At 69.0% G+C, this 12,819-nt stretch carries 9 protein-coding genes; 7 read left to right on the top strand and 2 right to left on the bottom strand.

Annotated features, from left to right (window positions below; all coding sequences use genetic code 11):
- Position 1 precedes the first annotated feature (1 nt).
- Positions 2 to 1,066 (top strand): beta-N-acetylhexosaminidase, encoded by a 1,065-nt coding sequence (nagZ, locus tag BLP95_RS12865; protein WP_089680011.1) that lies wholly within the window; start codon positions 2 to 4, stop codon positions 1,064 to 1,066.
- A gap of 57 nt (positions 1,067 to 1,123) precedes the next feature.
- Entirely contained in the window at positions 1,124 to 1,702 is a 579-nt protein-coding gene (locus BLP95_RS12860) for a hypoxanthine-guanine phosphoribosyltransferase (RefSeq protein ID WP_089680009.1), read from the top strand.
- Between the two features lie 298 nt (positions 1,703 to 2,000).
- On the opposite strand, the gene BLP95_RS12855 is transcribed toward BLP95_RS12860, so the two are convergent.
- Both BLP95_RS12855 and BLP95_RS12850 read right to left on the bottom strand, forming a co-directional pair.
- Positions 2,001 to 3,692 carry an AMP-binding protein gene (locus tag BLP95_RS12855; RefSeq protein ID WP_089680007.1) on the bottom strand — a complete coding sequence of 564 codons (1,692 nt, stop codon included), beginning with the start codon at positions 3,690 to 3,692 and terminating at the stop codon, positions 2,001 to 2,003.
- A gap of 98 nt (positions 3,693 to 3,790) precedes the next feature.
- Positions 3,791 to 4,258 (bottom strand): MerR family transcriptional regulator, encoded by a 468-nt coding sequence (locus BLP95_RS12850; protein WP_089680005.1) that lies wholly within the window; start codon positions 4,256 to 4,258, stop codon positions 3,791 to 3,793.
- A 222-nt stretch (positions 4,259 to 4,480) separates the two neighbouring features.
- Here BLP95_RS12850 and BLP95_RS12845 point away from each other — a divergent pair, with 222 nt between their 5' ends.
- From BLP95_RS12845 to BLP95_RS12825, 5 genes are all read left to right on the top strand, one after another.
- Complete coding sequence (locus BLP95_RS12845; RefSeq protein WP_089680003.1) at positions 4,481 to 5,647, top strand: acyl-CoA dehydrogenase family protein; 1,167 nt, start codon at positions 4,481 to 4,483, stop codon at positions 5,645 to 5,647.
- A 27-nt stretch (positions 5,648 to 5,674) separates the two neighbouring features.
- On the top strand, positions 5,675 to 6,829 hold the full coding sequence (locus BLP95_RS12840) for an enoyl-CoA hydratase/isomerase family protein (RefSeq protein WP_089680001.1): 1,155 nt from the start codon (positions 5,675 to 5,677) through the stop codon (positions 6,827 to 6,829).
- 182 nt (positions 6,830 to 7,011) lie between these two features.
- Positions 7,012 to 7,923 carry a 3-hydroxyisobutyrate dehydrogenase gene (mmsB, locus tag BLP95_RS12835; protein WP_176760291.1) on the top strand — a complete coding sequence of 304 codons (912 nt, stop codon included), beginning with the start codon at positions 7,012 to 7,014 and terminating at the stop codon, positions 7,921 to 7,923.
- Positions 7,924 to 8,062: 139 nt separating this feature from the next.
- On the top strand, positions 8,063 to 8,719 hold the full coding sequence (locus tag BLP95_RS12830) for a MiaE family protein (protein ID WP_089679999.1): 657 nt from the start codon (positions 8,063 to 8,065) through the stop codon (positions 8,717 to 8,719).
- A 35-nt stretch (positions 8,720 to 8,754) separates the two neighbouring features.
- On the top strand, positions 8,755 to 12,663 hold the full coding sequence (locus BLP95_RS12825; protein WP_089679996.1) for an ATP-binding protein: 3,909 nt from the start codon (positions 8,755 to 8,757) through the stop codon (positions 12,661 to 12,663).
- Positions 12,664 to 12,819 lie beyond the last annotated feature (156 nt).

Raw genomic sequence — 12,819 nt, 5'->3', positions numbered from 1 at the left:
CATGGCCGACGCCAGCGCCCGAGCGCCCCGTTCGTCGTCCGCTCCGCCGCTGGGCCCGGTGATGCTCGACCTCGAGGGCACTCGCCTGACCGACGAGGAACGCACGCTGCTGCGTCGTCCCGAGGTGGGCGGGGTGATCCTGTTCGCCCGCAACGTCGAGGCCGCCGCCCAGGTGCGCGAGCTGTGCGGGGCCATGCGTGCGGTACGCCCGGAACTGTTGATCGGGATCGACCAGGAGGGAGGGCGCGTGCAGCGCATCCGCGACGGGGTGACGCGACTGCCTTCCATGCGCCGCCTGGGACGTGACGCCGCCAGCCATCCCGAGGTCACCCGCCGCCTGTGCCAGGACAGCGGCTGGCTGCTGGGCATGGAGATGGCCGCCTGTGGCCTCGACCTGACCTTCGCCCCGGTGCTCGACGTCGACGGCGGCACCTCCACGGTGATCGGCGACCGCAGCTTCTCACGCTTTCCCGAGACCGTCGCCGCCCTGGCCGGCGCCTTCATCGACGGCCTGCACGAGGCCGGCATGGTGGCGGTGGGCAAGCACTTCCCCGGCCACGGCAGCGTGGCGGCCGATTCCCACCTCGAGCTGCCTGTCGACGAGCGCTCGCTGGAGGCGCTGCGCGCCCACGACCTGGTGCCGTTCGAGCGCCTGGCCGGCCAGCTCGACGCCATGATGCCCGCCCACGTGGTGTATTCGGCCTTCGACCCGCGCCCGGCCGGTTTCTCCCCCGCCTGGCTCGGCATGCTGCGCGAGAGCCTTGGCTTCAGGGGCGTGATCTTCTCCGACGACCTGAGCATGGCCGGTGCCGCCTCCGCCGGCTCCCCGGCCGAGCGCGCCCGGGCCGCGCTCTCCGCCGGCTGCGACATGCTGCTGGTGTGCAACGACCGCGCCGCCGCACTGGAGGTTCTGGATGCCTGTCGCCAGCACTCGCCGGCACCGCGCCTCAACAGGCTGCGCTACTCCCGAGCGCGCCCGACCCTGGAGAGCCTGCCCGCGCTCTCCCGCTGGCGGCGCCTGCACGCCCACCTCGAGGCCCTGGGGTCAGACCACCAAGCCACCTGAACCTCGGTCCCCTGAGGGGGCTGACCCATGTTCGACCTAACCACGAGACGCCCGACGATGTCCCAACTCGATCCCCAGACCCACGACTCCCTGCACCATATGCGCGAGCTGATGGAGAGCGCCGACTGCCTGATCAGCCAGGCGGAGGTGGAGGGCGCCCTCGACCGCATGGCCGACGAGATCACCCGCGACCTGGGCGACAAGCTGCCGGTCTTCTACTGCGTGATGAACGGCGGGCTGATCACCACCGGCCACCTGCTGACCCGGCTCGGCTTCCCGCTGGAGGTGGACTACCTCCACGCCACCCGCTACCGCGGCAAGACTCGCGGCGGCGAGCTGTTCTGGCGCGTCTCCCCGGAGATCCCCATGGCCGGGCGCCATGTGGTGATCGTCGACGACATCCTCGACGAGGGCGCGACGCTCGCCGCCATCCTCGACTACTGCCGCGAGGCGGGGGCGGCCAGCATCACCACCGCGGTGCTGGTGGACAAGCAGCACGACCGCAAGGCGGTACCCGGCCTCAAGGCCGACTACTGCAGCCTGGAGGTCGCCGACCGCTATGTCTTTGGCTTCGGCATGGATATCAAGGGTTACTGGCGCAACGCCCCGGGGATCTTCGCGCCCAAGGGGATGTAAGCCGCAAGAGTGGCGCGATGGTGCCGTTGTGGTAGGAGGGAGGCTTTGCCTCGCGACTGGCGCCGCCAGGCGCCCCGGCGGTGTTGACAAGGTATGGAGACGTACCGGGAGGCCTTCGGCCTCCAGTCGCCCGGGGGACCCGGCCTCCCACCACAGCCCCCAGCCTCCCACCACACCCAGCCTTCCTGCCATAGTTGGTCGGCCTCCCGGCGGGTGGCGGTGCATAGAATCAGAAACCCCGCCGGCCCTTGAGGCCCGCGGGGTTTCTCTTTCTACTTTCTACTTTTCCCTTGGCCGCCTACGCCAGTCCAAGCTCGTGGGTGGCTTCCTCACGCATCTTGAACTTCTGGATCTTGCCGGTGACCGTCATCGGGAACTCGTCGACGAACTTCACGTAGCGCGGGACCTTGTAGTGGGCGATCTTGCCCTTGCAGAAGGCCTTGAGGGCCTCCTCGTCCAGCGATTCGCCGTCGGTGAGCTTGACCCAGGCCATCACCTCCTCGCCGTACTTCTCGTCGGGCACGCCGATCACCTGGACATCGGAGATCGCCGGGTGGGTATAGAGGAAGTCCTCGATCTCGCGGGGATAGATGTTCTCGCCGCCGCGGATGATCATGTCCTTGATGCGCCCGACGATCGCCACGTAGCCCTCGTCGTCCATGGTGGCGAGGTCGCCGGTATGCATCCAGCCCGCCTCGTCGATAGCCTTGTCGGTGGCCTCCGGGTTGTTCCAGTAGCCGAGCATCACGCTGTAGCCGCGGGTGCACAGCTCGCCGGTCTCGCCGCGGGGCACCACGGCGCCGGTATCGGGGCTCACCAGCTTCACCTCCAGGTGGGGGTGGATGGTGCCGACGGTGGTGACGCGCTTCTCGAGCGGCGCGTCGGTCTGGGTCTGGGTGCTGACTGGGCTGGTTTCTGTCATCCCATAGCAGATAGTGACGTCCTGCATGTTCATGCGATCGATCACCTTGCGCATCACCTCGATGGGGCAGATGGAGCCCGCCATGATGCCGGTGCGCAGGTGAGAGAGATCGAAGCGCTCGAACTCTGGGTGTTCCAGTTCGGCGATGAACATGGTGGGCACGCCGTAGAGAGTGGTGGCCTTCTCCTCGGAGACCGCGGTCAGGGTCTGTTCGGGGTCGAAGCCGTCGCCCGGGTAGATCATGGTGGCGCCGTGGGTCACGCAGCCCAGGTTGCCCATCACCATGCCGAAGCAGTGGTAGAGCGGCACCGGAATCACCATGCGGTCCTTCTCGGTGAGCGCCATGGTGCGCGCCACGAAGAAGCCATTGTTGAGGATGTTGTGGTGGGAGAGGGTAGCGCCCTTGGGCGCACCGGTGGTGCCGGAGGTGTACTGGATGTTGATGGGGTCGTCGAACTGCAGGGTCGCCTGCACCTCGGCCAGGTGCTCCGCGGAGACCTCGTCGGCGTGGGCCAGCATCGACTGCCAGGTGAACATGCCGGTCAGGGCGCGATCGGCGTCCAGGCACACCACCCGCTTGAGCTCGGGCAGCTTGGCGCTCTTGAAGGTGCCGGGGCCGCCGTCGCGCAGTTCCGGGGCCAGCTCGGCCAGGGTCGCCACGTAGTCGGAGCTCTTGAACTTGCCCTGCAGGATCAGCGTCGAGGTGCCGGACTGCTTCAGCGCGTACTCCAGCTCGTGGGTGCGGTAGCTGGGGTTGATGTTGACCAGGATGGCGCCGATCTTCGCGGTGGCGAACTGGGTGATGGTCCATTCGGCGCAGTTGGGCGACCAGATGCCGACTCGTTCGCCCTTCTTCACGCCCAGGGCGAGCAGGGCGCGGGCGGCCTCGTCCACCGCTGCCTGCAGCTCCTTCCAGGTGTAGCGCAGCCCCTGATGGCGGCTGATCAGGGCCTCGCCGTCCGGGAAGCGGGCCACGGTGTCATCGAAGCAGTCGCCGATGGTCTGCCCCTTGAGGGGGGTGTCGCTGATGCCGCTGACGTAGCTTGCGGGAGTGTGTTGGCGTGTCATGTGTGCGTCTCGCGATGGTGGCTGGAAGTTGTTGGTCCGACGTTTGTACGTCCAGTTTGTAGGTCCAGGGACTACACGATCACGATCCGGGCCGGCGGCTAGTCGTTGGCCTCGTCGCCGAGGCTCGCCAGGACGTCGCGGGCGCGCCGTTCGACGTCGTCGATGTCGAGCTGCATCAGCCGGATATCCTCCAGCTGCTGCTCGAGATCGGCGCGCTTGTTGGCCAGGATCTCGAGAAGACGCTTGAGCTGACGCCGGTTACCGTCGGGCATGGCGTCATACATCATCACCACCTCGCGAATCTCGGCCAGCGAGAAGCCGAGGCGCTTGCCGCGCAGGGTCAGCTTCAACCGCACCCGATCCTTCTCGCTATAGATGCGGGTCTGGCCGCGCCGCTCCGGGGCCAGCAGGCCCTCCTGCTCGTAGAAGCGGATGGTGCGGTTGGTCACCTCGAACATCTTGGCCAGCTCGCCGATGCTGTAGGTACGGCGCTGGCGGGGCAGGGGACCGTCCCGGTGGGCCTCGCTGTTCGGAGCGCTAGCCGGAGAGGAAGTGGTCTGAGTCATGGGCGTCTTCCGTTTTTTATTGGCTGGCGGCGCGTGGCTCGCCCGCCTGCAGGCAACACTAGCCGAGGTTTACGTTAACGTAAAGTGCTTGTTCGACCATGGGGTGATAGGGTAAAAACCAAGCAAGTGCTAGGTTGGGCTCCGACACCAATTCCTGATGCACGTCGCTTTTTCCAGCATCGCCACGACAACAAGAGCCACCACGACGAGACGAGGACTGCCATGGACTTCTCCTTGACCGACGACCAGAAGGCGCTGGCGCAGGCCGCCGCCGACTTCGCCAGGGCCGAGCTGGCCGAGCACGCCGCCGAGTGGGACGCCGCCTCCCACTTCCCCGTGGACGTGATCCGCCGCGCCGGGGAGGCCGGCTTCCTGGGCATCTACACCCCCGAGGAGCACGGCGGCCTGGGGCTCTCGCGCCTCGACGCCTCGCTGATCTTCGAGCAGCTCGCCCAGGGCTGCGTGGCCACCACCGCCTACCTCACCATCCACAACATGGTCAGCTGGATGATCGCCAGCTGGGGGGACGACGCCCTGCGCGAGCGCTGGGTCCCGGCCATGGTAGCGGGTGAGGCGCTCGGCTCCTACTGCCTCACCGAACCCGGCGCCGGCTCCGACGCCGCCAGCCTGCGCACCAAGGCCGTCCGCGAGGGCGACGAGTATGTGATCTCGGGCTCAAAGATGTTCATCTCCGGCGCCGGCAGCACCGAGGTGCTGGTGGTGATGGCGCGCACCGGCGCCCCGGACAGCGGCGCCGGTGGCGTCTCCGCCATCGTGGTGCCCGCCGATGCCGCGGGCATCGAGTATGGCAAGAATGAGGAGAAGATGGGCTGGAAGAGCCAGCCCACCCGCCTGGTCAGCTTCGACGGCGTGCGCGTGCCGGTCACCAATCGCCTGGGCGAGGAGGGCGAGGGCTTCAGGTTCGCCATGAAGGGCCTCGACGGTGGCCGCCTCAACATCGCTAGCTGCTCGCTGGGTGCCGCCCAGCAGGCGCTGACCCTGTCCCGCGACTACCTCGCCGAGCGCAAGCAGTTCGGCCGCGAGCTCAACCAGTTCCAGGCGCTGCAGTTCAAGCTCGCCGACATGGCCACCGAGCTCACCGCCGCCCGGCTGATGGTGCGCCAGGCCGCCTGGCGCCTGGACCAGGGTGACCCCGAGGCTCCCGCCCACTGCGCCATGGCCAAGCGCTTCGCCACCGACATGGGCTTCAGCGTTTGCAACGAGGCCCTGCAGCTGCACGGCGGCTATGGTTATATCCGCGAGTACCCCCTGGAGCGGCTGGTGCGCGACACCCGGGTGCACCAGATCCTCGAGGGCACCAACGAGATCATGCGCCTGATCGTGGCCCGGCGCCTGCTCGCCGATGGCGTGATCGAAGCGCTTCAATAAGCTCGCTGCCAATAGAAGGAAACCAGGATGTCGGATCTTCCCGTGATCTTCGACGAGCGGCCCACCGCCTGTGGCGGCCGCATCGGCGTCGCCACCCTCAACGCGCCGCGCTCGCTCAACTCGCTCTCCCTGGAGATGGCCCGCCAGCTCGAGGCCAAGCTCGACGCCTGGGCGGTGGATCGCAACATCGTCGCCGTGTGGCTCGAGGGCAGCGGCGAGAAGGCCTTCTGCGCCGGCGGCGACGTGGTGGCGCTCTACCGCGCCCTCACCGAGGAGGGCGAGAACAGCGGTGCCGGTCGCGACAGCGAGCTGCCGGGCACCTACTTCACCGTGGAGTACCGCCTCGACTACCGCATCCACACCTACCCCAAGCCGGTGATGGTGTGGGCCGACGGCATCGTGATGGGCGGCGGCCTGGGGCTGACCGCCGGCGCCTCCCACCGCCTCGTCACCGAGACCACCCTGATCGCCATGCCCGAGATCACCATCGGGCTCTATCCGGACATCGGCGCCAGCTGGTTCCTCAACCGAATGCCGCCCGGGGTGGGCGCCTACCTGGGTCTCACCGGCGCCCAGCTCAACGCCCGTGATGCCCTGGATCTGGGTTTGGCCGACCGTTTCGTGCCCCGTGACAGGCGCGACGCCCTGCTCGAGGCACTCGGCGAGGCCGACTTCGGCGACCGCGGCCCCGAGGCGCGTCGTGCCGCCGTGCAGGCGGTGCTCGACCGGTTCGAGGCCCGCGACCAGGCCCCCAAGGGACAGGTGCAGCCGCACCAGGACGCCATCCAGGCGCTGGTCGGCCACGTCGACGTCGAGACCGCCGTGGCGCGGATTCTTGCCGACGACAGCGACGACAAGTGGCTCGCCGCCAACCGCGCACGTCTCGCCGCCGGCTGCCCGATCAGCGCGCACCTGGTGTGGCGCATGCTGGAGCGCCACGCCCACTCCAGCCTCGCCGACGCCTTCCGCGACGAGCTGGTGCTCTCGGTGCAGTGCGGCCGCCTGGGTGACTTTACCGAAGGCGTCCGGGCCCTGCTGGTCGACAAGGACAAGAATCCCCGCTGGACCCACCCCGACGTGGCCAGCGTCCCCGACGCCTTCCTCGACGCCATGTTCCAGTCGCCCTGGTCCGCCGAGACGCATCCGCTGCGCGACCTCGGCTGGGGGCATCGGGTGGGCTAACGAATTCAGTAGGAGGGATGCTTTGCATCGCGACTGGAGGCCGCAGGCCTCCCCGGCAACACCGCCAAGGCGCCTGGCGGCGCCAGTCGCGCGGCATAGCCGCCCTCCTACTGCTGTGAATGCCCCGCTGTACCACCAATGTTTCCAGCACTGTTAAGGCTAACAATCACAAGGAGTCAATCATGAAAATCGCCTTTATCGGCCTCGGCAACATGGGCGCGCCCATGGCCAGCAACCTGGTCAAGGCCGGCCATGACGTCACCGTCTTCGACTTGGTCGAGAGCGCCATGCAGGCGCTGGAAGGGGAGGGGGCCAGGCGCGCCGAGAGCGCCGAGGCCGCCGCCAAGGGGGCCGAGGTGGTCATCTCCATGCTGCCTGCCGGCGTCCACGTCAAGGGCCTCTACCTGGGTCGCGACGGCGCCCCCGGCCTGCTCGATGCCCTGGAGGCCCATGCTTCCAACACCAGGCCCCTGATCATCGACGCCTCCACCATCTCGCCGGAGGATGTCCGTACCGTCGCCGCCGCCGCCAGGGAGCGAGGGTTCACCTGGCTAGACGCCCCTGTCTCCGGCGGCGTGGGCGGCGCCAAGGCCGGCACCCTGACCTTTATCGTCGGCGGTGAGGCGGCCGGCTTCGAGCAGGCCAAGCCGGTGCTCGAGGCGATGGGCAAGAACATCTTCCACGCCGGCGACAGCGGCGCCGGCCAGGTCGCCAAGATCTGCAACAACATGCTGCTCGGCATCCTGATGAGCGGCACCGCCGAGGCCCTGGCGCTGGGTGTGAAGAACGGCATGGACCCGGCGGTACTCTCCGAGATCATGAAGCAGAGCAGCGGCGGCAACTGGGCGCTCAACGTCTACAACCCCTGGCCCGGGGTGATGGAAGGCTCGGCCGCCGGCCGCGACTACCAGGGCGGCTTCCTCACCGACCTGATGGCCAAGGACCTCGGCCTCGCCTGGGAACTGGCGCTCGGCTCCAGGGCCACCGTGCCCATGGGCTCCCAGGCCCGCAACCTCTTCGCCCTGCACAGCAGCCAGGGCAACGGTCAGCTCGACTTCTCCAGCATCCAGAAACTCTATCGAGCGGGGGAGTAACCTTCCTCCATCAAGGCCAGCCCCAACGCCTCAGGGGGCTGGTCCCCACCTACACCAAGGTCGAATGACCTCCTATCCGGTCGCGGTTCGCGCTACCATGGCGTTTTAACGTTATGTTCACCCGCTGAAGCGCGACCCCATGACCGAGACACTCACCGAGTCACATGCCGAACCCTCCGTCGCCGATGCCGAGGCGCTGCTCTCCGACGAGCTGCTGGCGTTTCTGGCCTGCCGCACCCCCGATGCCTGGGTGGACTGGGCGCTCGAGAACCCCGAGCTGTTGCTGATCGACCACGCCCAGTGCGAGAAGAAGGCGGCTTCCACCGCCATGAGCCTGCTCTACCGCTACGTCGACCAGCCGCTGCTGCTGACCAAGATGAGCCAGCTGGCCCGGGAGGAGCTGCTGCACTTCGAGCAGGTGGTCAAGCTGATGGAGGCGCGCGGCATCGCCTATCGCCACCTCAGCGCCTCGCGCTACGCCGAGGGGCTACGCCGCCATGTGCGCGCCAACGACCCCGAGCGGTTGTGCGACATCCTGATCATCGGCGCCTTCATCGAGGCGCGCAGTTGCGAGCGCTTCGCCCGGCTGATCCCCCACCTCGACGCCGAGCTTGCCAAGTTCTATCGCACTCTGGTTAAGTCGGAGGGACGCCACTATGAGGACTACCTGATGCTGGCGCGGCACCTTACCGATGCGCCCATCGAGTCCCGAATCGCCTTCTTCGCCGAACGCGAAGCGGCGCTCATACAAGAGCCGGATACGGCCTTTCGTTTTCACAGCGGCGTGCCGGCCTGATCCCGGCCCGCCGACCAGGACGCAGGAAAACCACGATGCGGGATGCTTCCGACGTCACCGATACCCCGACCCAGGCTCGGTTGACCCTCTTCGGCCACTTCTCGCTCGGCCTGGGCGAGGACACCCTGACCCAGTTCAGCTACGACAAGGTCAAGGCGCTGCTCGTCTACCTGCTGCTGCACCAGCAGCCGGTGAGCCGCGCGACACTGGCCGAGCTGCTGTGGCCCGACCAGGGGCTGTCGTCCGGGCGCACCAACCTGCGCCATGCGCTGCACTGCCTGCGCCAGTCGCTGGGCGAGAGCGCCGACGAGGTGCTGGTGGTCTCGCGCCAGACCATCGCCTTCCAGCTGCCTCCGGCCTGGGGCCTCGACCTCCACGACATCCAGCGCCTGCTGGAGCACGAGCGCGACCTGCCGACCCTGGCCGCGCTGCTCGAGCACTACCACGGCGATCTGGTGGAGGAGCTACAGATCACCAACTGCCCCGAGTACCAGCGCTGGCTGGTGCAGGTGCGCAACGACTGGCGCCAGCGCGTGATCCGCTTCGCCGAGGCGGTGCTGGACCGCTTCGAGTCGGCTCCAGACTCCCTGCTGGAGACCCTGGTCAACCGCTTCTCCGGCTATGGCCCCTTCCATGAGCGGCTGGTGCGCCAACTTGCCGAGCAGGGCCAGCTCGCCGCCGCCCACGAGCAGTACAACGCCTACCTGCAGCTGCTGGCGCTCTCCGGGCAGCAGCCCGAGCCCGGTTTCCTGCAGCTGGCGCGCTACTGGTCCGACGCCCAGGCCGATGCCGCGGGCGCAGCCAGCGTCGGCTTCTCGCGCACCCTGGCGCCGGACAGCTCTCCCCTGCGCGAGGAGGAGATCGAACAGCGCCAGCTCTCGGTGATGGCCATCCGCCTGCGCCTCAAGGGTGACCTCTCCACGCGCCCGGCGAGCCGCGCCTGCCTGATGCTGCAGTTCGAGCTGATGCGCTGGCTGGAGGAGCAGTGCCACCACCTGGGCGGCTTCTGGCTGCCCGGTGCCACCGGCGGCCTGGGCCTTGCCTGCTTCGGTACCCATGGCCCGGCCCACCAGCTCGCCGAGCTGGTCGCCCTCTACGAGCACTGCCGGCGCATGCTGCCGGAGGAGTCGCGTCGCCACTGGAGCGGCGAGGGCGAGCCGCCGCGCATCGAGCTGGCCGCCGGCCTCAATAGCGGCCGCGTGGTCTACCTGCCCGAACGACGCCTGGTCGACCCGCTGGGTCAGGTGACCCAGGGCGCGCTCGACCTGATGAGTGCCGCCGAGGGCAGCGAGCTTGTTATCTCCCAGGAGGCCAGCCAGCACATGCCACCGGCGTTGGACCTGCAGCCGCGGCTCAGCTCGCGACTGGTGGCGAGCGACGGCAGGGTACGCCTGCGCGCCCTGGTACTCGGTGCCAACGAGGGCGGCCGCGAGGCGCTGCCGCCGAGCCTGGTGGGGCGCGAGCCCCAGCTGCGCACCCTGCGCGACGCCCTGGCCAGGGCCGGCATCGGGTTGCGCCAGAGCGTGCTGGTGCGCGGCCCCTCCGGCATGGGCAAGTCGGCGCTGATGGTGGGCTTCCGCCAGCTGGAGCAGAGCCGTGACGCCGCCATCTGCTGGCAGCCCACCACCCGCCTCTCGGTGCAGGAGCCCCACGGCGTGGCGCGCAAGCTGCTGCGCTGGCACCTGGGCCATGCGATCGACGCCGAGAGCCTTGCTAGCCTGTGCCAGACGCTTGAGATGCCGGAGTGCGACGAGGCCCGCCTGCGCCTGCTGGAGGAGGCACTCGGTGCCCGCGAATCCCACGCCGTGGCCGAGCTCAGCCAGAGCGGCGAGGCGGTGGAGCTGGTGGTCGGCCTGCTGCAGCGGCTGATCGGCCGCATCGCCGCCGAGCGCACCCTGGTGCTGATGATCGACGACCTGCAGTGGCTCGACGAGCCCAGCGTCAAGGTGCTGGCCGGCCTGCAGGCCCGCCTACCCATCAACTGCGCCTTCATGCTGGTGGCCAGCCACCATGGCCGCGAGGGGCTGCCCGCCAAGCTGCACTGGGACCAGCAGATCACCCTCGGCAAGCTCGACGCCATGCAGTCCTCGCGGCTGCTCTCCCAGCTGGCGCGCCGCTACCGCATCCATATCAGCCCGCGCCTGCGCGGCCAGATCATCGAGCGCTGCGACGGTGTGCCACTCTATCTCCAGGAGATCGTGCGCCGCGTCGACATGGACCGCCGCGAGGGGCGCAGCGTGCAGCTCGACGAGCTGCCCCACGGCCTGCTCGGCCTGCTTGCCAGCCGCATCGACCAGCTCGACGGCGACCGCGAGGTGGCCCATATGGCGGCGGTGCTGGGGCGTCGCTTCCGCTACGACTTCCTGGCCGAGTGCAGCGAGCTCGACGGCGCGCGCCTCACCCAGGCGCTGGAGCAGATGCGCCGCCTCGAGATCATCGAGCCCGCCGAGGGCGACGATGCCGGCCGCGAGTTCCAGTTCACCCACCAGCTGCTGCAGGAGGCCGCCTACCTCTCCTGCCCGCGGGACGTGCGCACCGCCATCCACCGCCAGGTGGTGGAGCTGATCGAGGGGCGCTTCCCGATGTGGATCAGCCGCCACCCCGGCGACTTCGCCACCCACCTGCGGCGCAGCGGCCACTATGCCCGCGGTGCCCGCTACTACGAGCTCGCCGCCCGCGAGGCGCTCAAGGTCAGCGCCAACCGCACCGCCCTGAAGATGGCCGACCTGGGCCTGGTCAGCCTGCGCCAGGTGGCCGGGCAGACCGAGCGCGAGATCAGCCTGCTCACCGTGCGCGGCCAGGCCGCCTTCGCCCTGGAGGGGCATGGCTCGCCCACCGCCCACGAGAGCTTCGTGCGCGCCCGTGAGCTGACCCAGGCGCTGGCCGAGGAGGGCGAGAGCGTCGATCTGGAGCAGGCCTTCCTGGTCAAGTGGGGGCTGTGGGTGGGCTGCAGCCAGCGCCACGCCCACGCAGATGCCTTCCGCCTCGCCGCCAAGCTGGCCGACCTGGCCCGCGAGCTCGAGGATCCGCGTTACGCGCGCCTGGCGGAGTACGCCCAGGCCAGCTGCGAGTACTGGGCCGGGCGCATCCCGCTCGCCTATGACCACCTGGACGAGATCAACCCCCTCGAGTCCGAGATGATGATCGAGTGGCTGCCCTTCTCGGACCACCCCCAGGTGGCCGCCGCCTGCTTCCAGGGCTGGACGCTCTGCCTGCGCGGCGACTATCGCCGTGCCGAGACCCAGGTGGAGTCCGCTATCCGCCTGGCCGAGCGCATCGGCCATCCCGGCAGCCTGGCCATGGCGCTGATGTATGCCGCCGCCCTCTACCGCCAGCTGGGCCATGTGCACCTCGCCGCCGCCCGCGCCGAGCGTGCCCATGAGCTCACCGGTACGCCGGACCTGCACCTCTGGCAGATGGCCGCCCGCGGCGTGCTCGGCTGGCAGCGCGCCATCGCCGGCGACCGCGACGGCCTTGCCCAGATCCAGGCCACCCAGGAGGAGCTCACCGAGCTCACCGGCCGCGACCCCTACACCCGTCCCTCGCTGTGGCTGGTGGATGCCTGCATCGCCCTGGGTGAGCACGCCCGCGCCGAGGAGTACCTGGACCAGGCGCTGGTTTTGGCGCGTGAGCGCACCACCCTGTTCGTGCCGGAGCTCGCGGTGCAGCTCGCCCGGGTGCGCCACCTGCTCGGCCACCCCCGCGAGGAGATCGTCGCCCTGATCGAGCTGGCCCAGGAGCACGCCCGCCACGACGGCAACCTGCACCAGCAGATCGCCGCCCTGGAGGCCTGGCTCACCCTAGTCGACCCCGCCGACGCCAAGGCCCGCCAGGCGTTCCGCCGCCTGCTTGCCGAGGTCCACCACAGCGACGCCCCCATCCTCACCCGCTGGCACAGCCTGCTCGACCGTGCCCAGTCAAGGACCATGGATACCGCGCTGTAGGAGGGAGCGGTTTGGCGTTTCGACTTCGCCGCGCGGCAGGTTGCCTTGTAGGAGGGCGGCTTTGCCGCGCGACTGGCGCCGTCAGGCGCCCCGAAGGTGTTGCTGAACTCTCTGGCGTTACTGGGGAGGCCTTCGGCCTCCAGTCGCGATGCGGAG

The organism is Halomonas shengliensis (genome assembly GCF_900104135.1).
Classification (GTDB): domain Bacteria; phylum Pseudomonadota; class Gammaproteobacteria; order Pseudomonadales; family Halomonadaceae; genus Halomonas; species Halomonas shengliensis.
This window is presented reverse-complemented; position numbering and strand designations above follow the sequence as displayed.